Below are 20,717 nucleotides of genomic sequence, written 5' to 3' on the forward strand. Positions count from 1 at the left end.
GTAAATCTGCGTCTAATATTATTATTGAAATAATTTGATTTTAGAATTGTGCCCTATTCCCTTCATAATCTGACACTTTGATGTTGACTTGACACTAGGATAGCTAACAATATACCCACCGACTTCTTCATCCTCTTCCAGAACCACTTTGAAGTGCATGATATTCTCTATAATTGTCTATGCCTAAATTCCTTATGATTCAGCATCTCTTTACTGGCAATGAACCCAACCTCCCGCCCCCCACAGTAAATAATAAGTACCCCCCTGCCCCCAATGAATTAACCATACCTGTAAAACCAGGAAACAACACGGGAGGCAAAAATATGGACCCAAGTAGAAGAAAAGCCTTAGGCGGTTTAATATTCGCCCTCGGTCTAATTGCCATGCTTATCGGGGCAATGACCGACCTATACTCGGCAACAATAGGTGTTATCATCATGCTTGCAATCTGGTTCATCGGCGGTGCACTTGCTGCACTTATATTCGGGGGCAAGGAAGAAACACCTGATCAGTCGAAAAGTTTGTAATAATTGTAGAAACAAGGCAGGCGGAGGGGACTATTGCGACGCATGATGCTTATCGGAAGTTGAGGGGCGGGTGAGGGTTTTGTTTTATGAATGGGGTATTTTAGTATCTTACAAGATATTTTCGTGTTTTTTTGGCACGAAAATTTTCATCGATTCTATAAAGCATTAGTTGAAGCGAGTTCTGAGCGATGAAATTTAGTAGTGATATTTTCGAAACTCTTTCTATGTGAATAGCGTATTTCCAAGCACTACCGATGGGTAGAACATTGCCTTATTACAAACGTTTCACTGCTCAAAAGCAGAATATCTCACCGTCAAACAACAAATTATCGGTTATCAACGTGACCACGTTGAATTACCGTAGGGTTTATTGAAATAAGCAATTTCAATTCGGAAATTGTAAAATGGAGACCATTCCTGTTTGGTTTCGGCTTGTCCGAGTTAGGTGAATACTTCTGAGAAATTGGTAGATACAGGCCCGGTACATTATACGGGGTATACCAGTTTGTGACTGAGTCCCTTACAAAAAAATATGAACGGAAGTTTAATAGTCAGTTAACATGATGACATTATATGACGAATTATGCAAATGAAGAGAAAGACTATTGCAGGAATCGTAATAATAGTTATGTTAGTTCTATCAGTGATAGCAGGATTCAATATTATCCAAATTTCCTCACATCCCCCAAATTTGGCCCCTGTGTCAGTTCCTGATGACCACGGATCAGTAACGCCACTTTTTACCATTTACAATGAGGATCCTAATAATAGTCATGAAGTAGCTATTGAAATTTTCAATTCTAATAATGAGTCTATATTTAAAGAATTTTATAAGTTAAATCAAAATGAATGGATAGAACATCCCAAACCACCAGTGTTGTGGTCTTCACATTCTCGATTATATACATTTAAAGTTGTCTTAGACAATGAAACAACGGATATACTCAGGACAAAAATCGATCCTTGGACGACTCCGACTATATTTTTATACCATACTTCAACAGATTATAGCACATCAGGAGAAATTATTCCTCTCGAAATTTTAGTGGCTACTGTATGACTTTAAGGAGATATTGAGTTATGGATAAAAAGAAGATGCTAATTATTGCAGGATTGATTGTAGTAGTCATATTAATGGTAATAGTACCTTATATTAGCAAAATTCTACCTTTTTACCTGATGGGGCAATCAACCCCTCTTTTTATTATTTACAATGATGATGTTAATAATAGTCATGAAGTAGTTGTTGAAATTTTCAATTTTGATAATGAGTCTATATTTAAAGAACTATATAACTTAAATCAAAATGAGAAGATAGAACATCCCAAACTACCAATAATGAATAATCCAAGGATTGTAGAAGAATATACAATCAAAGCTGTCTTAGATAATGACACTATGAAGTTACGCCGTGTAAAAATAGATCCTTGGACGACACCGGTCATATATTTATATTCACCGCATAATAGAAACGCTTCGGGAGAAGTTATTCCTCTATATATTGGAGTGAGAATAGTATGAATTCATTATGTGAGATTCGGAATTTAGTATCTTACAAGATATTTTCGTGTTTTTTTGGCACGAAAATTTTCATCGATTCTATAAAGCATTAGTTGAAGCGAGTTCTGAGCGATGAAATTTAGTAGTTTTTCGAAACTCTTTTCTATGTGAATAGCGTATTTCCAAGCACTACCGATGGGTAGAACATTGCCTTATTACAAAAGTTTCACTGCTCAAAAGCAGAATATCTCACTGTCTAACAACAAATTATCGGTTATCAACGTGACCACGTTGAATTACCGTAGGGTTTATTGAAATAAGCAATTTCAATTCGGAAATTGTAAAATGGAGACCATTCCTGTTTGGTTTCGGCTTGTCCGAGTCAGGAGATTAAGAAATCTTTTTAATATTATCTAAACTGAGCATCAGTATGATCCCTCGGATCTTGCGAAACAATCCGGGGTCGTGACGAATGAATAATCCAAAAAAAATGTCCCAACCTCCCGCCCCCCACAGTAAATAATAAGTACCCCCCTGCCCCCGATGATTTAACCATACCTGTAAAACCAGAAAAGGCCAGGGGAGGCGAAAATATGGACAAAAGCAGGAGAGAAGCCTTAGGCGGTTTAATATTCGCCCTCGGTCTAATTGTAATTCTCATCGGGGCAATGACCGACCTTTACTCGTCAACAATAGGTGGCATCATCATGCTTGCCATCTGGTTCGTCGGCGGTGCACTTGTTACACTCATATTCATTGGCAAAGAAGAAACATCTGATCAGTCGAAAAGTTTGTATTAATTACAGAAATAAGGCAGGCGCAGGAGACTATTGCGGGGCATGATGCTTATCGGAGGTTGAGTGGTGGGTGAGGGTTTTGTTTGCTTTTTCAATTTTTTCTACATGTTTTGGTAACGCAATATACAGGCCCGGTACATTGTAAGGGGAATACTGGTGACTACTATGACATCTTATTTTTTATACCAATAATTGTAATAATTAATCCAACTATAAACAATAAAACACTGATTTCAATTCTGAACGCAGACAATATCCAAAATGTAAAAGCAGGAAAGAACATTATTAATATTGGCGATACCAAAAAAAATAATATTGATAATAATGCTATAAATGTTATTGATAATCCAAAAACAATTATGATATTTCCTAATATTCTATTCATATTTCTTCACTCTCCTTTGTTACTAATTAATTCTTTATCTTAATAACTATACTCTACAGCTCTGCTGCGGTTGGGTGTGCCGTCGTAATTTTTGACTCAATGGGAGTTGTGTGCAATCGCAAAGCTTCTTTAGCCAAAGTAACTTATATGGTGCTAAAGTTTGGGCACGGATTTATCAACAATGTTGAGCGATATAGTTGATTTCCAAAAGCCTGAAAGAAGACAATAAAATGGACAAGAAAAAAACACAATGGCAGAAAGGCTGTGGATGTAGCACTTTTGGACAGGACACAGGCACTAACAAGAATATCCTGAAAATTAAATGGCAACGATTGATATTTGAGGGAGAAACATGTCCAAGATGTGGATCAACAGATAAAGAACTTGACAAGGCAGTTTCCACCCTCAGGCAATCCCTCGCTCCATTAGGAATTGAAATCGTATTGGAAAAGGAAGAACTTCCTGTTTCGAAATTCAAAAAAGATCCTTTACAGTCAAATCGAATTTGGATTAATAACCGACTGTTGGAGGATTGGATTGAGGGTGGGGTCGGACACAGCCCTTGCTGTGATGTTTGTGGTTCTCACGAGTGTAGAACTGTTGAAGTGAAAGGACAGGTATTTGAAGTGATCCCTGCGGAGATGATTATTAAAGCTGGGCTTACTGCTGCTTCACAACTGTTATAACAAGAAAAAGTGAACCTTCTTGTGAAGGAACATCAATGATAAACATTAAAGCCCGCCCTTCTGACACAATCGACAATGTTATTTCTGATCGAAGAAGCACCTAATATGGACTTCCATTTACTGATTTAGTGCCCCTTATATTTTCAAAGCCACAGCAACAAATAAACGGTAGAATCCCTTATGCACTCGTGCTGGGATGCCTCGGCGCTTCAGTCCGGCGGTCCGTGACGAATGAATAATCCAAAAAAAATGTCCCAAACTCCACGCCCCCCCTACAGTAAATAATAAGTACCCCCTGCCCCCAATGAATTAACCATATCTGTAAAACCAGGAAAAGCCAGGGGAGGTAAAAATATGGATCCAAGTAGACGAAAAGCCATAGGCGGTTTAATATTCGCCCTCGGACTAATTGTAATGCTCATCAGGGCAATGACCGACCTCTATGAAGTTAAAATAGGTGTCATCATCATGCTTGCAATCTGGTTCATCGGCGGTGCATTTGTTGCACTTATATTCGGGGGCGAGGAAGAACCACCTGAGCAGTCGGAAAGTTAGTAATAATTGTGGAAGCCAGGCAGGCACAGAGGACCATTGTGGCGCATAATGTTTATCGGAAGTTGAGTGGCATATGTAACCGTATAATGACACACACATTCTTTTTAGATAAACGAAATCTATAATTTTCAGCGTTAGAATTAAAATCACCAAAAAGTATATAGAAATGTATAAAAGTATATCCAAAGATTGTGGTTTATAATCGCTACTCAATACACCAGGAGTCTGAAAATGTATTACAATGGAGGTGAGAATCAACCTTTTCCGAATACAATATTTAAAAGACTACATACATTCCTGAAAAACAATTGGATTATTTTGATAATTTGTTTTGGATTGTTTTTTATTTTAAGTATTCCTGTTGTAAAAGGTGAATCGGCAGAACTATCTTTATCTGGTGGAGATGCAATCTGGTATGACCTTACTGTTGATGAACCAGGTCTAATTATTATAAATTCACGAACCGATGGTTTATCTGATTGTGTTAATTTATATTTATATGACCCTAACGGAGATGAAGTTGCTACATATGAGGTTAGTTCACTTGTCAGCAAAGCTTCAATCAGATATAATGCCGTAACCACAGGTACTTACAAAGTAAAGTCATATCTCAAAAGTGCTGATAATACACGCAACATTTCTACCACAAGTTCTTATCCATTATCTCTATTTCCACACAATAAAAGAACAACAACCGACGTTATCAGGGGAGATGCAATCTGGTATGATCTTACTGTTAGTGAACCTGGTGTATTTGGAATAAATTCATGGACCGATGGTTCATCTGATTGTGTTAATTTATATTTATATGATCCAAACGGTGATGAAGTTGCTACATATGAAGTTAGTTCACTTGTCAGCAAAGCTTCAGTCACATTTGCTGCCACGATCACAGGTAATTATAGAGTAAAGTCATATCTTAAAAGTGCTGATACTGCACGCAACATTTCTACCACAAGTTCTTATCCATTATCTTTATTACCACATGATAAAAGAACAACAACCGACGTTATCAGGGGAGATGCAATCTGGTATGATCTTACTGTAAATGAACCTGGTGTATTTGGAATAAATTCATGGACCGATGGTTCATCTGATTGTGTTAATTTATATTTATATGATCCAAACGGTGATGCAGTAGCTACATATGAAGTTAGTTCACTTCTTAGCAAAGCTTCAGTCACATATTTTGCCACGACCACAGGTAATTACAGAGTAAAGTCATCTCTTGAAAGTGGTGATACTGCACGCAACATTTCCACCTCAAGTCCTTATCCATTATCCCTATTACCACATAATAAGAAAACAACAACCGATGTTATCAAGGGAGATGTAATCTTTTATGATCTTACTGTAAGTGAACCTGGTGTATTTGGAATAAATTCATGGACCGATGGTTCATCTGATTGTGTTAATTTATATTTAAATGATCCAAACGGTAATGAAGTTGCCACATATAAAGTTAGTTCACTTCTTAGCAAAGCTTCAATCACATATGCTGCCACGACTACAGGTACTTACTTAGTTATATCATCTCTTGAAAGTTCTTACGACGCACGCAACATTTCCACTTCAAGTCCTTATCCATTAGTAGTTAGAAACAAATCAGACATTTCTCCAAACGCAAACAGGGCATCTACGGACAGTCCACAAATTCCACCAACCCCTAAACCATCATTACCCGTGTTTCCAATAGCTGTTTCGGCAGGAGTAACTGCTATGGTAGGAATAGCAGCAGCAATACCAGGTAATCCTGCATTAAATTGTTTAAGTTATCATTGGAGAAAAATCGATGAATTAATTAACGGATTTTTAAGGGCGATTGGTGGAAAAATCTATAAGAAATTTGAACACACAAATAAGTTTAAATGCCTGCTGAACACACTCGCCAAATTATGGGCGAAATTATTTAGTGTTGACATGATGCAAAAGTGGTCTCAAAATAATGAGATTAAAGTTGAAAGACATATAGAAATCATTAGGCTTATTCTAGCTGGAGGAATTCTCTTTCTTGCATTTTCATTAGAAGCTTGTCGGGAGACTCATATATCTGAATTTGGAATAAAACCTTTACTATTTATAGTTTCGTTGGCTTTTTTTGCAATGTTGGCGGAAATTGGTCATGATTTTGCTATAAAAATATCACATAATAGCTTAGGTGGAAAATCAATATTCAAAATATCTTTCTTTGGAGCTATTGTTACTATAATTTCAGGATGGTTTGGCTTTGTAATTACAGCTGCAGGAGGGACAAGAATTTCAAACTTAATTGATAATTCTTTTAAAGAAGCTATTGCTGCATCCTCAGGAGCAATATTTAATTTAACCATGGGGTTTTTTTTATTGTTATTTAGTAATTATTTCCCTGATTTTAAATGGTTAGTATTTACAGGTGCTATGCCCAATTTAGCTTATGCTACTTTTAGTTTATTTCCGATATACCCATTTGAAGGCAGAGATATTATTAAGGGGAATTGTATTTTATGGGGGATACTATTTTTCCTTTCATTAATGTTCTACCTTTTAATTTTATAGCAAATTGTATTATTTGTTTTCAATCCAAACAATTTTGTGCCCCCACCTTCAAGAGCCCCCTTTGCAGTATCCTCATAGGAAAACAATCTGCAATGCATGGACATCCAACAATATACCCACCATCACTCCGCCCCCACAGTAAATAATAAGTACCCCCTGCCCCCAATGAATTAACCATACCTATAAAACCAGGGAAAGCCAGGGGAGGTAAAAATATGGACCAAAGCAGGAGAAAAGCCTTGGGCGGTTTAATATTCGCCTTCGGTCTAATTGCCATGCTTATCGGGGCAATGACCGACCTATACTCGGCAACAATAGGTGTTATCATCATGCTTGCAATCTGGTTCATCGGCGGTGCACTTGCTGCACTCATATTCGGGGGCAAGGAAGAAACACATGATCAGTCGAAAAGTTTGTAATAATTGTAGAAACAAGGCAGGCGCGGGGGACTATTGTGGCGCATGATACGTACAAGAAAATCCTCCCTTCGGTCGGATTGACTTGAGACCTTGGACTTTGTCCAGGGTGTCCGATAGAGTCGGACAAACACAAAGTTATACTTTATGTACTACCAGTAATTTAAATTAGTATTATGTACAGCCTGACTGATGTGGCTCCTACAATTGCCAGCATCCTGCATGTGTCACTGCCAAAGACCGACGGTGTACCGATACCTGCAATAGTCAGAGATTTGGAAGACTGCAATAAACTGGTATTGATAATTGTTGATGGTCTTGGTATGAGCCTCTATGAAACATATAAACTCTATTTCAATTTCAATGGCATGGTATTAGGGTGCAAAGGGGTTTCCATGCATACCACACCTGCCATTGCAACCATCCTTACGGGTCTGTATCCTCACAACCACGGAGTGTTTGAGACCCGGCATGTCTATACGTCAGACCCCATCTCAGTTGTGGAGTTAGCCAGTATGCAGGGTATAGTGTCGGCAGTAATTATGGAGAAAAATGGCGCAAAATCATTCAGGGTTGATCGAGTAGTTGAAGTAGAAGAGGAGGATGCTGTACGATACGACTACCAGGTAAAGGACGCATTGATCGAAGCAGAACAAAAGAGTGTTTTTACTGTTGCACATTTCAGGATTCTGGATAGATATTATCATGACAATAAGAGTACCGAAGAAGCGGTTGAAATTCTTGCTATGAACTTAAAGGATATCACAATAAGCTCGAAGAATACAGGAATCATGATTTGTGGTGACCACCCTCCACACAACGAAAAAAATAATATTGTGCCTTTGATTACATTTTGCCTATAAATTAAGATGACATATAAATTATAGCAAAGATGAGCGAGATGAATTATTATAGAATGTTGGGTAAATGATATATTAAATGTGTTTCATATGTAACACAGGTGATATATTGACGAGTGTTCAGGTGAATATACGTACAACTCCATTTCTTGCTAAAGAACTGGATGTAATCGTTAAAGAAGGTTATTTTAGAAACAGGACCGAAGCGGTTAACGAGGCTATCCGGCTGCTTATTAGGCGATATGAACTCAGCAAAATAAAAGCATCCATTGAAAGTATCAGGGAAGATACCGAAAAGTATCCTGAACTTTCAGACGTTGTGGAATCAATGCGTGAAGAGGAAGATGGGTGAGGGGGTTGCTTGCATCTTCAATTTTGTGCATCCGGGAAAATATCTATAACTAAAACTGTGACGCTAAAATTGGAGCACGGAAAAAACTTGATAGTAGCGACTACAATTTACTTAAAAATAAAATGGAAACATATGAACCTGAATAAGATTCATCCTCCCCAAAATATGGACGTAAATACGATATTGAGGGTAAGTCCGGTCGATAAAAGTAGTCAGTATAAGTGACATATGTAATCATTAAATACTTTCCAAACCAATAATCTTTAAGGAGATTTTAATAATGGAAAAATATACGCTCCCTGTTGTAATAGAAAATGACGAATATGGCTATTTTGCAATGTGTCCAGCATTGCAGGGTTGTTACTCCCAGGGGGACACTTATGAGGAAGCTCTTGAAAATATAAAAGATGCTATCCGCCTGCATTTAGAAGATATCATCGAAAGCGGAGAGGTAATTGAAAAGATGAACTCTTTCAGCCTTGTTGCTCTTGAGGTAACTGCATGAGCGAGAAGTTGCCAAGGGTAACCGCAAATGAGATGATAAAAATAGTTGAAAAATTGGGATTTCATTTATCAAGGCAGTCGGGCAGTCATAAAATATTCAAAAATAATGACGGAAAAAGAGTAACTATTGCTTACCACAGTGGAAAAATCCTGCATCCAAAAATTATTAAAAGTATATTAGTTGATGTGGGAATATCTGTGGATGAATTTAAGAAGATTATAAAAAGGTAAAAGTATTACCCCCAAAAGATGCTAAAAACTTCCTACTTTTAGCTTGTTCCGTGCCTTTTATTTATCGATTAAATCCAAAACGAGAATTGAATGATAGAAATCCTCATGCACCAACGCCAATGCCCCGGACTTTGCGAATCGACGTCTGGAGTTTATAGCCCAAGTGCAGAAACCCTCCCCCCAATCATAACAAATCTTCGAATTCATCAATATCAAGCCCGGCAGCTTTATTTTAATTCCTCAACAGTCCTGGTTTTAGTTCTTTAATGTAGTTGATCAAACACCTCCAAAGTAATATTGAAATAATTCCATGCCGGTCATAAAAGAAGGACTTAAATATCACCTCGATTCAAGATAACAGTTATGACCCAGATAGATAATAAAGTCTTCAAAGCAATGGGAAGCTCCACCCGTATGAATATGCTGGAGGTACTGACTGATACTGAGATGCATATTTCAGGACTGGCAAAGGAATTGAATATCTCTGTCCCTGTTGCCGCAAAGCATGTCAGGATATTGGAAGATGCCGACCTTATTGAAAGAAAAGAATTCGGTAGAACCCATGTACTCAAGCTCAAATCAAAAAATATGTATAATATTCTCGATAAGTTTGCTAAAGTCGATACAATTGAACTACCAGAAGGAAGCAGCCTGTTAGATGCACTAAGAAGCGTGTCGGCTGTAGAGGTTAAGAGAGTGGGCAATCGGGAATATGTAATATCTACAGATGGTGAAGAAGGATTATTCCTGTATGAGATTGATGGAAAACCCTCAGATAAAACAGTTGATGAATATTTATTGGAGAAAGATGTCACAGTTTAATGGAAGAAACTGGTGCCTGTGACCAAGAAGAAGATATCTGTAAATATCAAGAACTGATGGATCCAATAGTGGTAATTAACTTGAGATACATTAAATCACATTTTCATTTGACTGCGCCCACATTGTATTGACCCCTTTTTGGCTAACACCTGTAACCCAGAACACCAGTATTATATATGAAATCTCCAGATGATGTCAGAGGAATTACTAATGCTAAAAACATCCCATATCGTTTTGTTTATTCTAACCGTAACCGTATTATTGACCCCGACCACACTGGCGTATCCCATCAATATCACTGACAATTTCGGATGCACAGTGACGATTGAAAAAACACCAATGCGCATCGTATCCCTGTCCCCGTGTAACACAGAGATATTATTTGCGGTTGGTGCCGGCGACAGAGTAGTTGCCGGAACCACGTATGATACATATCCTCCTGAAGCTGTCAATCTATCCAAGATCGGTGGATTCTCGAGCGTAAATATCGAAGCAGTGGTGAACATGTCTCCTGATCTTGTCCTTGCCGAACACGGCAACGGCGAGGAAACGATCAATGCATTGAAGAACCTGGACCTCAAAGTGGTCTCATTAAACCCAAAAACAATGGATGACATTCTTGAGAACATCCGGCTTGTTGGGAACATCACAGGAAACGATGCTGCTGCTGAATCGCTCACAGCGGATATGACACAGCAGATAAGGGATATAACATACATAACCGAATATATCCCAGACAGCAGAAAGCCCCGAGTGCTTTATATCGTCTGGCATGACCCCATGTATGCAGCAGGTGCAGGTTCCTTCCCTGACGACCTGATACAAATGGCTGGCGGTAAAAATATAGTAGAGGTAGTAGGCTGGCCAGTTATAAGTATTGAAGACGTTGTTGATAAAAACCCGCAGATCATAATATGTTCAGGCATGGGTGGAGGGTCATACACTATAATGGAAGCCATAACAGGTAACCAGGTACTGGCGCAAACGGATGCAGTGAAAAATAATAAAGTCTATCCTGTAGACGATCCGAACACGATCGAGCTGGCAGGTCCGAGGATCGTCCAGGGGTTAGCTGAACTGCATGGGTTTATCGCACCTGATATCCAGCCCGCGGAGAACGTATCACCCACACAAGCCGCTGAAACCCAAAAAGGAGCATCTCCAGATAATTCGAATGACACATCCGATGCATCTTCGATACCCGGCTTTGGTATGATACTTGCACTTGGCATGATATTGATGGTTTATTTAAAACGGGAGAGATAAGAAATAACTACCATGGCTAAACCCGGCAAGTCGGTTATACTTATACTGGCATTACTCCTGATTGCAGCAGTGATCAGCAATACAGCTATAGGCTCTACCAGTATTTCTCCGGATGTCAGCGCAAAGATCCTGGTAACTAAAATATTTGAGAGTATATTAGAAATAACCGGAAAGATATTCCCGTCTGTCGTCGCAAATGTCCAGGCGAACGGGTATTATCCAGTTGATAAGACCTGGACTGACAGCCAGGAGGTCATTATCAGCGATATCCGCCTTCCCAGGGTACTCCTCGCAGCCCTGGTGGGTGCAGCCTTAAGCACAGCAGGCTGTGCAATGCAGGGATTGTTGAAAAACCCAATGGCTGACCCATATATTATCGGGATGTCATCAGGTGCGGCACTGGGAGCATCACTTGCTTTTGTGCTGCTGCTGCCGGTCCAGCTCCTCTCATTTATAGGGGCTGTTATCACAATATTTGTAGTATACAACATATCAAAGATCGGGGGTAAAGTGCCGGTCGATACACTCTTACTGTCTGGTATAGCAGTTGGTTCGCTGCTCGCTGCACTCACTTCCCTGATCATATTCATATCCCATTCACCTCACCAGATAATCTTCTGGTTGATGGGCGGACTCTGGACAGCAAGCTGGGATAAGGTGAAGATCACATCTGTCATGATAATTTTTGGTATCCTTGTGCTGTATCGTTTTGCCTGGAGCCTGAATGTAATGCTGCTGGGAGAAGAACAGGCGCAGTACCTGGGTATAAATATTGAGAAGGTGAAGCGCTACGTGCTGGTATTGTCCGCACTTATCACGGCTGCTGCTGTATCTGTCAGCGGTATCATCGGGTTTGTGGGGCTTATCATTCCTCATATCATGCGCATAATAGTTGGTCCCGACCACAGGATACTTTTTCCGGCTTCAACCCTGATGGGTGCAGTCTTTCTGGTACTCTGCGATACCTTTTCCAGGACTATCATAGACTCGGTCGAACTACCAGTGGGTATCGTGACTGCCATGTTCGGTGCACCGTTTTTCATATACCTGTTACGAAAGAGGAGGCAAAGCCTGTATGCTTGAGATTCGAGACCTGAGCGCCGGTTATGGACACAGGCATGTCCTTGAGCATATATCACTCAAAGCCAGTGAAGGAGAAGTTGTAGGGATCATAGGATCCAATGGTTCAGGAAAAACAACGCTGTTGAAGACCATAACAAAGGTTTTAGAACCCATCTCAGGGACAGTTCTTATCGATGGGACGAATGTTAATGAGATGCAAAGCAAAGAGATTGCAAAAAAGGTGGCAGTTGTCTCACAGGTGATCTCAATAAACTTCGAGTTCACTGTGGAAGATATCGTGTTAATGGGGCGGACTCCTTATATCAAAGGATCTGAAACTGTTGAGGATATCAATATAGTGAGGGATGCTATGGAAAAAACAAACACATTTTTTTTGAAAGACAGGTTGATCACGCAGTTAAGCGGCGGGGAACTGCAGCGGGTGATCATTGCAAGGGCGTTTGCACAGAATCCGAATATCCTGCTTCTGGATGAGCCAACTTCACATCTTGATATAACGAATCAGATCGATATTTTAAATCTTATAAAGAATGCCTCTCGAAAGGGTATGGTTGTGGTAGCAGTTATCCACGACCTGAACCTTGCTGCCTATTATTGCGATAAGATATGTCTTCTCCAGGACGGGAAACTGATCTCAGCTGGCAGCCCTGAGCAAGTGCTGACCTCGTCTAATATTGAACGTGCATTTAATATTACGGTAAAAGTAATACCAAATGAAATTACAAACTCGCTTTATGTAATACCTGTACTGGAGCCGCTGCATGATACATTACATTAAAGATTCCACGCTGGTCATCGAGGATGAATTCGAAGCAATTAGTTCAGGCATTAACGGCGGTCGCGGGCATGTGGATCGTCTATTTAACCATCAGGTGCAGCCGGGCTTTAACCACTTCGAACCTGCACAGTATCTGGACCGACTGGCTGATTCTCTTCAGATAAGGAGACCATATTTCGGACTACTAACAGCGGTGAACATGGACGATCTGTGCGTGAGGATAGATGACTACCTGACAACGTTTGTCACTGCTGGTATCACTCATCCTTCAGGCTTCAGGGTAATGGCAAATATAACTGAAAATGGGTGTGAAAATCTAAATCTAAATTGGGCAGGCACCATCAATATTATTCTTGTTGTTAACGGGACCCTGTCCGAAGGTGCAATGGCAGGTGCGATCATTACAGCCACTGAGGCTAAAGGCCTTGCGCTGATGGAAATGGGATACGATTTTTTAGGAACTACCACTGATGCGGTGATAGTGGCATACTCGAAACAATCCTCACCGTACATAGAATATGCCGGATCGTATACGGAGTTTGGTGAGAAGATCACAGGAACTGTTGTTAGATGTGTTAAAGAGGGGATAAGGAAAACGGAGAAGAGAAACGAGGATGGGAATGAATCTGAATAACGAGTGCATTTTTATCTCAATCGTTATACTCCGCAACTCTGCTGCAACTCTGCTGCGCAACTCTGCTGCGGTTTGGTGTGACGTCGCAACGTTTGACTGAAGTTTTGGAGTCGACTAAACCATCGGGTGAATTGATTTTTACTCTTCAAGCCATTTTAGGGGCAGAAATGAGCGTGGAAGCAGCTTGCTGATGCTTATAATGGTAAATCCAATCCATTCCTGACGCTATGGAAACCTATGGAACAGTAGTTCCTCTACACAAAGAACTTGCAAAAGGAACATTACTTGACATTCTTCATCAAACCGGGTTGAGTAGAGATGACCTGTAAGAACTGCTCAAGTGAAAAACCAAATATACGCCTCCCCCTTTTTTTACCACCCTCCGGGCTTCCCGTCTCCTGTCATTCTCACTGCACTCCGGCGTCCTCTCCCTTGCTAAATAGTAACATTACTTTCACCCCGCTAGGCTGCAAGTTATATAAGGCTTATGCCATATTGGAGATCACAATTAAAAGCACCTATCTGTAAAATAATCAGTAATTTTCGGTATGAATATGCACCAAACACTCCAGAAATACTTTGGCTATACAGAATTTCGTCTGCATCAGGAAGACATTATCAGGGATGTACTGGATAAAAAAGACACTTTTGTGTTAATGCCTACCGGCGGCGGGAAATCGTTATGTTACCAGCTTCCTGCACTCCTGATGGAAGGCCTGAGTGTGGTCATCTCACCGCTGATCTCGCTAATGAAGGACCAGGTGGACAGTTTGAGATCAAATGGCATAGCAGCCGCATATCTCAATAGCACCCAGTCAATTGCAAAAGCAGAAGAAATTACAACTGCGATCATGGATGGACAGATCAAGATCCTTTATATGGCACCTGAGCGGCTTTTAATGTCCCAGACCCTTAAATTATTGGAGGATGCTAAGGTCAGCCTCTTCGCTGTTGATGAGGCACACTGCATCTCTGAATGGGGCCATGATTTCAGGCCAGAGTACAGGAGGATCAGGACATTGAGGTCAAGATTCCCAAACGTTCCCATAATTGCCCTGACGGCAACAGCCACTACAAAAGTACAGGAGGATATCACAGGCCAGCTAAACCTGGCTGGCTGCAATACCTATATGGCAAGCTTTGATAGGCCCAACCTTCTCTACCAGGTCTGGCCCAAGCAGGATGCGTACGCTCAATTACTCAGGTATCTGGGAAAGTCCAGGGGCAATTCCGGTATAATCTATTGCCAGAGCCGGAATACCGTGGATACACTAACAAAAAAGCTCCAACGAAGCGCGTTCAGGGCCCTGCCATACCATGCCGGCCTCTCTGACATCCAGCGGTCCAGGAACCAGGAAAGTTTCATAAAAGACGATACCGACATCATTGTTGCCACTATTGCCTTCGGTATGGGGATCGATAAGCCCAATGTGCGTTTTGTCATACATTATGACCTGCCCAGGAACCTTGAGGGCTACTACCAGGAAACCGGGAGGGGAGGACGGGATGGATTGGCTTGTGACTGCATCCTGTTCTTTAGCCATGGGGACCGTCATAAGATAGAGTATTTCATTAACAAGAAGAACAGCAAAAAGGAGCAGGACATTGCATTGGCCCAGCTCAGGGCAATGACAGATTACTGCGAGAGCAGTACCTGCCGTCGTGGTGTATTGCTAAGATATTTTGGTGAGGATATGGGTGGAAAAAATTGTGGGAAGTGTGATATCTGCATCTCACCCAGGGAAACCTTTGACGGCACTAAAGCCGCACAAAAGCTTCTGGTATGTGTGGAAGAACTTGACCAGCGATTCGGAATGAATCATGTGATCGATGTCCTGATCGGTTCAAAGAATAAGAGAATAATTACTAAAGGCCATAACCTTCTGAAAAGTCATGGAGCAGGGTGCGATTATTCCAAAACACAGTGGCAGGTCATTGCCAGGGAAATGATACAGAAGGGGGTGTTACGTGTTGAGGGTATCAGGTATCCGTTACTGACCTTGAACCATGATAGCAGGGAAATACTGGATGGAAACCAGGCGATTAGCTTAGTAAAACCAACAGAAGAGAGGCAGATAATACACAAGCAAGAGAATATATCTGCTGAAACCGGATTATTCGACAGGTTAAAACGGCTCAGGAAAACACTGGCTGACAAGAAGAACCTGCCACCATATATCATATTTTCAGATGCGAGCCTGGAACAGATGGCTTCGAACTTACCCGGGACACACCAGGAATTCCTGGACATAACAGGTGTGGGGGAGAATAAATTGAAAAAATATGGTGATGCATTCTTAGCTGAAATTGAAGATCATACTGCAGGAAAGCCTGTGCAAAGCCTGAAATTACCCAAGGGTGTACATGGCAGGTTATCTGCTACACAGCAGGAGACTCTTGACCTTCACAGGCAGGGTTTGACTATCCAGCAGATCGCCAACACCAGGAACCTTTCTGCCAGTACCATTATCACACATATAGAGAAACTGATCCTGGCAAGCGAGATCGATTCAATAGATCAGTGGGTAGATACATACAAGCAGCAAGCTATCCAGAAGGCAATATCAGATGTTGGACCCGAATACCTGTCCCCTATCAAGGAGAAATTGGGCGATGATTGTATGTATAATGAGATTAAACTTGTGCGGGCTACTGTAATGGCAGCCGCATGCCAGGTTTAGGTTATTGGAGTATCTCAATTCTTAATTTCTGTTTTTCCCAGGAATCTGTCTGCTGTTTTGGCCCCGCCGAACACATCCTCTCGCTGCCCCTTCTTATTAATGAACATTCCTATCAACACCAGTATCAGACCAATTTCAGGATTGACCTGCACAACGACTCCTCCCAGCAGCACCAAAAACATTGCAGCCATGCCCTTCATTGCACCTTTCCGGTATGATTCCAGTTTTGTGCGCCTGAATATGCGAATATCCCGCAGGGTTAAAAACGCCACCACTACAAAGGCCGCCACAGAGATGGCAAAATAATACATGTTTCACACCTTTATCTTATGCTGCAGGTATTCCTTGATCATGGCAGGGAAGGACTTTGCTTCTACAAACCTTAATCCCAGTTGTTCCGCCCATTTCTGCACACCCATATCCGATGCCACTACAGCCGCATCAAGTTCTTTGGCCAGCAGCAACACATCAATATCAGGGCCGCTGTCAAGGATACCGTATCTGAGGGCTGTGCGGTATTTATCCCTGAACTTTCTCACAACACTACCAATGACATCACGTTCAATTTCTATCTCGATATTTTTTTTATCCTGTGCCCTGGATGTGAGAAATAAGCAGTCGGTAGCAGCTTCCCAGATGGCATCCTCTGCAACTGTCATACCTTTGTTGATACGGCTTCGCATGTAATCCACGTATTCATAGAATATCTTTGAAGGTATCTTTACCTCGTAGCGGTCCGGCGTTTTTTTAACCAGCCAGGTATCGATCTTGGCGATCACTTCATCCTCGCAGCCATTGTTCTTGATAAAACCACACAGTTCATTATAGACAGACGGGTAGGGTATATAACAACTGAGCTCGTATGATAATCTGGCCTCTGCAATAATATCCATGATGCTGTTAACCCCTTCACATAGGGTCTTGTACCCTTCCTTCTCCCTGGTTGCAGAGTCTGTCAATGCACTGGTATCAAGCACAAATCGCTGTCGTAACATAATAGAACACTCAATAACATATTGACAGTTGTAGATACTAAAGTTTTGCTATATGAATTGCCTGTCTTTCAAAAATATTTGTTCATGTATTCAAAATATGTGATATCTTTCCTTATACGATGCTTTTTTGTCATATTCACTTTTATAGTCAATCATTGTTAAATAAGGATACATAAATATAGCAGTTCAATTCTGTACATTTTGGAATAGGTGCTATGTATAAGCAGGAATATGAAACAGTCGAGATCATTAACAATAATGCTCGTTCTTCAAGTTTTACTGCGGCGGTAGAAGAAACTGTGGAACTGTATGTGAATAATGCGCGTATAGCTTCCATATTAACATCTCCAGGAAAGCTTGAACAACTGTCGGTTGGATATCTTGTATGTGAGGGTTTTGTCGGTGCTGCATCTGACATCCAGGATGTCAGGATTGATAGCGAAAACAGGATTTATGCTGAAATCACCCAAAACGACCATTTCGATATGGGGTTTGAGATCCGCTCATCCGGATGCATGAGTGTTAACCGGAAGAATAATGAGGATGTTAAGGTGGAATCAGATATTCATTTCCATCCTGACATCATTCAAGGTTCGCTTCACTACCTGGAATCTGAAATATACCGGCAGACCCGGGGCACCCATGCCGCTTGTATTATTGACAGGCAAGGTGGTTGTATTGCCTATGCCATTGATGTGGGGCGGCATAATGCTGTGGATAAGGCTATCGGACAGGCATTAATGGACGGTTTCAATCCGGGTGAGCACTTTATCCTGTCTACAGGACGACAGCCGGCTGGTATGGTAATGAAAGCAGCACGGGTAGGTATACCCATGGTGGTGACAAAGGCTGCACCCTTAAATAGTGGTATTGAGACTGCAAGGCGCACAGGTATCTGCCTTGTGGGGTTAGCAACTCCAGGTAGTATGATGGTTTTTTCGAATCAATGGCGTATTGGTGGGTGTTGAACTGGAGAATTTGGGCAGTGTCCTGACTTTTTAATGGATTTCCTTAACTCTTCCAACCCGGCCATCTTCTAATTTGACTTTTATTCCATGTGGATGATGTGAAGACTTAGTTAATATTTTTTTTACAATACCTTGGGTTATTTTCCCGCTCCTTTGATCTTGTTTTAAAATAATACCCACATTTGATCCTGGTCTTATGTTTTTTCTGGTATTGCTTTCGTTCATGATCACACCGCAGTCTTTACATTGTTGAGCTACTCTGCCATCTTGACAGAATCCACATTCAGTTTTTTGTGATAAAATATAATATTTTTCCTATCATAAACGTGGTCGGAAGATAAGAGTATAACAAAATTTTAAGTGCACCGACCGGGATTCGAACCCGGGTAGTGGGCTTGGAAGGCCCAAGTCATAGCCGCTAGACCATCGGTGCACAATGGAATTGTACTTCATGTATAGTCTTATTCGATTTAATTGTTGCGGATGTTTTAGTATCTTCGAATAACTATATAATTTTATTTCATTTAGCACCATCTTTTTACTCGAATTTTTAAACAATCAGACCATGCACGGATCATACTAATTTTTAAATAATTCGTATGCCCAAAAGATATCTAATAAAAAATGTAGAGATACAAGCACAAAATTATGAATAGTTTTAATTTTTTATTGTCAGTTTCAATTTCTGTTTGCAAAATTGAATAAATAAAATTCAGAGAACTGGAAAGACTGGATATATCTTATTTTAGACCTGTAGAATGATCAATAACAAGGAATAAGTCCTTAGACTGCTAAAATCAATCTGGATCGATTATGTCAATGACTATAAATATCTTGGTTTTCGATGGTGGTTCAGATAAATAAAGAACATTTTATCCACCATCCCACTGTACCCATGGATGTGAGCTCCAGGTCCTTCAGCTCTTTCCAGGGATTCCGATATTTCAGGAATAATTAGCCGATCTTTTGGATTATGATCGTGTGCAACTCCCATAAATGAAGCACCGTGTCCACAAATTGTAAGCATATAATTATCAGCTTCACAATTTTCTGTTGCATAATTTAATAAATCCAAAAGTGTTTCCGGGTCACCCATATTTCTGGCAGCCGGGTATCCCTCTTTCATCACCCTTGTATTACTTTCAGTTAAATGATCCCAGTCCAGATAATAAAGTTCTGCCTAACCAGTACTTAATTTATCGAACATGACAACTATGCTAACATCAGAGAGGTCTACCTCATCAAGAAAGCCCAGATTAGTTTCCATTGCGGCTTCCATACAGTTGTGGTTTTCGCCAGACATAAAAAACACACATGTCCATTTTTTTCTCAAACTATGGTATTTAAAATTTTAGGTCTGAAAACATGACCAGTACTTGAAAAGATGCAGGTTTTAGGAAGAATTGCTACACATATACACATAGTTACTAAAGATGTCGAAATCCAGGTTCTAATTAATAATTGCTTAATTGAGATGAAATATGGCTGAATTGTATAATGTAAATTAGTTTTGGGACAGCTTGTATTGTAAAGTTTATTATATCTATTTGCTTTGACTTTTTACAATAGGTGATTTTTTATTTACTAATATTATAAAAATATAACGCTAAAATATTATAAAAATAATTAAATAAGATGATTACTTTTACATAGTCATAAATTTTTAGTTGAAAAGAGATTAATTTTTATAGAATGTGGTTGTTGCTGGTGGTATGGAGTATAATGGTAAATACGGACAAGATGCAAAATCAGTATGTAGAGCATTATTTACAGGCCTGGGAATTAATTCCGGGGTATAGGTGACTCATAAAGGGAGTATTGATAGAATGAAAAGAAAATATGTAATTGCTATAGCAGTTTTGGCAATCGTGAGCGTAGCAATAGGCTCCGCTGCAGCGACATCGCCAACTCCACCATCAGATCGAACTTTGTTGAGTTACCCTAATGAAATATATTTACCTGACGATTACCCCGCCGAAACACCAAACTTCGCAGATTTCCCCCCGGACTTAAGTAATGGTACATTGGCTTGGGACCTTGACATATTTGATGTTGAGAAAACAGAGTATGACGGGGAAGGCATTTACGTTGCAGTGCTAGACACCGGACTCGTTGCAAATTGAAGAAATTACTTCCCAGAGG

At 40.4% G+C, this 20,717-nt stretch carries 24 protein-coding genes and 1 tRNA gene; 20 read left to right on the forward strand and 5 right to left on the reverse strand.

Features of this window, described 5'->3' with window-relative positions; translation table 11 throughout:
* The first annotated feature begins 179 nt into the window (after window positions 1-179).
* The 18 genes from HF974_03515 to recQ all read left to right on the forward strand — a co-directional run bounded on the left by HF974_03515 (window position 180) and on the right by recQ (window position 16,612).
* Window positions 180-527 carry a hypothetical protein gene (locus HF974_03515; protein ID MBC2697407.1) on the forward strand — a complete coding sequence of 116 codons (348 nt, stop codon included), beginning with the start codon at window positions 180-182 and terminating at the stop codon, window positions 525-527.
* Between the two features lie 589 nt (window positions 528-1,116).
* Window positions 1,117-1,587 carry a hypothetical protein gene (locus HF974_03520; GenBank protein ID MBC2697408.1) on the forward strand — a complete coding sequence of 157 codons (471 nt, stop codon included), beginning with the start codon at window positions 1,117-1,119 and terminating at the stop codon, window positions 1,585-1,587.
* Between the two features lie 20 nt (window positions 1,588-1,607).
* On the forward strand, window positions 1,608-2,048 hold the full coding sequence (locus HF974_03525) for a hypothetical protein (protein ID MBC2697409.1): 441 nt from the start codon (window positions 1,608-1,610) through the stop codon (window positions 2,046-2,048).
* 572 nt (window positions 2,049-2,620) lie between these two features.
* On the forward strand, window positions 2,621-2,827 hold the full coding sequence (locus HF974_03530; protein MBC2697410.1) for a hypothetical protein: 207 nt from the start codon (window positions 2,621-2,623) through the stop codon (window positions 2,825-2,827).
* A gap of 612 nt (window positions 2,828-3,439) precedes the next feature.
* Entirely contained in the window at window positions 3,440-3,895 is a 456-nt protein-coding gene (locus HF974_03535; GenBank protein ID MBC2697411.1) for a DUF2703 domain-containing protein, read from the forward strand.
* A gap of 354 nt (window positions 3,896-4,249) precedes the next feature.
* Window positions 4,250-4,450, forward strand: coding sequence for a hypothetical protein (locus HF974_03540; GenBank protein MBC2697412.1), 201 nt, complete (start codon window positions 4,250-4,252; stop codon window positions 4,448-4,450).
* Window positions 4,451-4,681: 231 nt separating this feature from the next.
* Window positions 4,682-6,985: a hypothetical protein gene (locus HF974_03545; GenBank protein ID MBC2697413.1), complete on the forward strand. Its 2,304-nt coding sequence runs from the start codon at window positions 4,682-4,684 to the stop codon at window positions 6,983-6,985.
* 215 nt (window positions 6,986-7,200) lie between these two features.
* Window positions 7,201-7,404, forward strand: a complete 204-nt coding sequence (locus tag HF974_03550; GenBank protein MBC2697414.1) for a hypothetical protein — start codon at window positions 7,201-7,203, stop codon at window positions 7,402-7,404.
* Between the two features lie 173 nt (window positions 7,405-7,577).
* A complete protein-coding gene (locus HF974_03555; GenBank protein MBC2697415.1) occupies window positions 7,578-8,264 on the forward strand; it encodes an alkaline phosphatase family protein in 687 nt (228 codons plus the stop codon).
* Between the two features lie 106 nt (window positions 8,265-8,370).
* Window positions 8,371-8,613, forward strand: coding sequence for a CopG family transcriptional regulator (locus HF974_03560; protein ID MBC2697416.1), 243 nt, complete (start codon window positions 8,371-8,373; stop codon window positions 8,611-8,613).
* Between the two features lie 280 nt (window positions 8,614-8,893).
* Entirely contained in the window at window positions 8,894-9,118 is a 225-nt protein-coding gene (locus HF974_03565; GenBank protein ID MBC2697417.1) for a type II toxin-antitoxin system HicB family antitoxin, read from the forward strand.
* The gene (locus HF974_03570) at window positions 9,115-9,348 is read left to right on the forward strand and encodes an addiction module toxin, HicA family (GenBank protein ID MBC2697418.1); all 234 of its coding nucleotides are present in this window, start codon (window positions 9,115-9,117) and stop codon (window positions 9,346-9,348) included. Before HF974_03565 ends, HF974_03570 begins: the two co-directional genes overlap by 4 nt.
* Window positions 9,349-9,711: 363 nt before the next feature.
* Complete coding sequence (locus HF974_03575) at window positions 9,712-10,170, forward strand: winged helix-turn-helix transcriptional regulator (protein ID MBC2697419.1); 459 nt, start codon at window positions 9,712-9,714, stop codon at window positions 10,168-10,170.
* 210 nt (window positions 10,171-10,380) lie between these two features.
* Window positions 10,381-11,436 (forward strand): cobalamin-binding protein, encoded by a 1,056-nt coding sequence (locus HF974_03580; protein ID MBC2697420.1) that lies wholly within the window; start codon window positions 10,381-10,383, stop codon window positions 11,434-11,436.
* 12 nt (window positions 11,437-11,448) lie between these two features.
* Window positions 11,449-12,519 (forward strand): iron chelate uptake ABC transporter family permease subunit, encoded by a 1,071-nt coding sequence (locus HF974_03585; protein MBC2697421.1) that lies wholly within the window; start codon window positions 11,449-11,451, stop codon window positions 12,517-12,519.
* Window positions 12,512-13,297, forward strand: a complete 786-nt coding sequence (locus tag HF974_03590) for a heme ABC transporter ATP-binding protein (protein MBC2697422.1) — start codon at window positions 12,512-12,514, stop codon at window positions 13,295-13,297. Before HF974_03585 ends, HF974_03590 begins: the two co-directional genes overlap by 8 nt.
* Window positions 13,281-13,931 (forward strand): adenosylcobinamide amidohydrolase, encoded by a 651-nt coding sequence (locus tag HF974_03595; GenBank protein MBC2697423.1) that lies wholly within the window; start codon window positions 13,281-13,283, stop codon window positions 13,929-13,931. The genes HF974_03590 and HF974_03595 overlap by 17 nt, the downstream gene beginning before the upstream one ends.
* A 539-nt stretch (window positions 13,932-14,470) precedes the next feature.
* Complete coding sequence (gene recQ, locus HF974_03600) at window positions 14,471-16,612, forward strand: DNA helicase RecQ (protein MBC2697424.1); 2,142 nt, start codon at window positions 14,471-14,473, stop codon at window positions 16,610-16,612.
* A 14-nt stretch (window positions 16,613-16,626) separates the two neighbouring features.
* Here recQ and HF974_03605 read toward each other — a convergent pair whose 3' ends face one another.
* Both HF974_03605 and HF974_03610 read right to left on the reverse strand, forming a co-directional pair.
* Window positions 16,627-16,923, reverse strand: coding sequence for a hypothetical protein (locus tag HF974_03605; GenBank protein ID MBC2697425.1), 297 nt, complete (start codon window positions 16,921-16,923; stop codon window positions 16,627-16,629).
* A 3-nt stretch (window positions 16,924-16,926) separates the two neighbouring features.
* Entirely contained in the window at window positions 16,927-17,607 is a 681-nt protein-coding gene (locus tag HF974_03610) for an RNA ligase partner protein (protein ID MBC2697426.1), read from the reverse strand.
* Between the two features lie 215 nt (window positions 17,608-17,822).
* On the opposite strand from HF974_03610, the gene fdhD reads away from it, so the two are divergent.
* On the forward strand, window positions 17,823-18,575 hold the full coding sequence (fdhD, locus tag HF974_03615; GenBank protein ID MBC2697427.1) for a formate dehydrogenase accessory sulfurtransferase FdhD: 753 nt from the start codon (window positions 17,823-17,825) through the stop codon (window positions 18,573-18,575).
* 30 nt (window positions 18,576-18,605) lie between these two features.
* On the opposite strand, the gene HF974_03620 is transcribed toward fdhD, so the two are convergent.
* From HF974_03620 to HF974_03630, 3 genes are all read right to left on the reverse strand, one after another.
* Entirely contained in the window at window positions 18,606-18,800 is a 195-nt protein-coding gene (locus HF974_03620; protein ID MBC2697428.1) for a YwbE family protein, read from the reverse strand.
* Window positions 18,801-18,936: 136 nt separating this feature from the next.
* Window positions 18,937-19,008: transfer RNA gene (locus HF974_03625), tRNA-Gly, on the reverse strand.
* 390 nt (window positions 19,009-19,398) lie between these two features.
* Window positions 19,399-19,671 carry a hypothetical protein gene (locus HF974_03630; protein MBC2697429.1) on the reverse strand — a complete coding sequence of 91 codons (273 nt, stop codon included), beginning with the start codon at window positions 19,669-19,671 and terminating at the stop codon, window positions 19,399-19,401.
* 730 nt (window positions 19,672-20,401) lie between these two features.
* Here HF974_03630 and HF974_03635 point away from each other — a divergent pair.
* A complete protein-coding gene (locus HF974_03635) occupies window positions 20,402-20,698 on the forward strand; it encodes a hypothetical protein (protein MBC2697430.1) in 297 nt (98 codons plus the stop codon).
* The last annotated feature ends 19 nt before the right edge of the window (window positions 20,699-20,717 follow it).

The sequence above is a fragment of the ANME-2 cluster archaeon genome (assembly GCA_014237145.1).
In the GTDB taxonomy this organism is placed as follows: Archaea; Halobacteriota; Methanosarcinia; order Methanosarcinales; family Methanocomedenaceae; genus Methanocomedens_A.

Coding starts and splice junctions, on each gene's coding strand:
- HF974_03515 (MBC2697407.1), top strand. CDS start 180: ATGCCTAAATTCCTTATGATTCAGCATCTCTTTACTGGCAATGAACCC.
- HF974_03520 (MBC2697408.1), top strand. CDS start 1,117: ATGAAGAGAAAGACTATTGCAGGAATCGTAATAATAGTTATGTTAGTT.
- HF974_03525 (MBC2697409.1), top strand. CDS start 1,608: ATGGATAAAAAGAAGATGCTAATTATTGCAGGATTGATTGTAGTAGTC.
- HF974_03530 (MBC2697410.1), top strand. CDS start 2,621: ATGGACAAAAGCAGGAGAGAAGCCTTAGGCGGTTTAATATTCGCCCTC.
- HF974_03535 (MBC2697411.1), top strand. CDS start 3,440: ATGGACAAGAAAAAAACACAATGGCAGAAAGGCTGTGGATGTAGCACT.
- HF974_03540 (MBC2697412.1), top strand. CDS start 4,250: ATGGATCCAAGTAGACGAAAAGCCATAGGCGGTTTAATATTCGCCCTC.
- HF974_03545 (MBC2697413.1), top strand. CDS start 4,682: ATGTATTACAATGGAGGTGAGAATCAACCTTTTCCGAATACAATATTT.
- HF974_03550 (MBC2697414.1), top strand. CDS start 7,201: ATGGACCAAAGCAGGAGAAAAGCCTTGGGCGGTTTAATATTCGCCTTC.
- HF974_03555 (MBC2697415.1), top strand. CDS start 7,578: ATGTACAGCCTGACTGATGTGGCTCCTACAATTGCCAGCATCCTGCAT.
- HF974_03565 (MBC2697417.1), top strand. CDS start 8,894: ATGGAAAAATATACGCTCCCTGTTGTAATAGAAAATGACGAATATGGC.
- HF974_03570 (MBC2697418.1), top strand. CDS start 9,115: ATGAGCGAGAAGTTGCCAAGGGTAACCGCAAATGAGATGATAAAAATA.
- HF974_03575 (MBC2697419.1), top strand. CDS start 9,712: ATGACCCAGATAGATAATAAAGTCTTCAAAGCAATGGGAAGCTCCACC.
- HF974_03580 (MBC2697420.1), top strand. CDS start 10,381: ATGCTAAAAACATCCCATATCGTTTTGTTTATTCTAACCGTAACCGTA.
- HF974_03585 (MBC2697421.1), top strand. CDS start 11,449: ATGGCTAAACCCGGCAAGTCGGTTATACTTATACTGGCATTACTCCTG.
- HF974_03590 (MBC2697422.1), top strand. CDS start 12,512: ATGCTTGAGATTCGAGACCTGAGCGCCGGTTATGGACACAGGCATGTC.
- HF974_03595 (MBC2697423.1), top strand. CDS start 13,281: ATGATACATTACATTAAAGATTCCACGCTGGTCATCGAGGATGAATTC.
- HF974_03605 (MBC2697425.1), bottom strand. CDS start 16,923: ATGTATTATTTTGCCATCTCTGTGGCGGCCTTTGTAGTGGTGGCGTTT.
- HF974_03610 (MBC2697426.1), bottom strand. CDS start 17,607: ATGTTACGACAGCGATTTGTGCTTGATACCAGTGCATTGACAGACTCT.
- fdhD (MBC2697427.1), top strand. CDS start 17,823: ATGTATAAGCAGGAATATGAAACAGTCGAGATCATTAACAATAATGCT.
- HF974_03620 (MBC2697428.1), bottom strand. CDS start 18,800: ATGAACGAAAGCAATACCAGAAAAAACATAAGACCAGGATCAAATGTG.
- HF974_03630 (MBC2697429.1), bottom strand. CDS start 19,671: ATGGGTGACCCGGAAACACTTTTGGATTTATTAAATTATGCAACAGAA.
- HF974_03635 (MBC2697430.1), top strand. CDS start 20,402: ATGAAAAGAAAATATGTAATTGCTATAGCAGTTTTGGCAATCGTGAGC.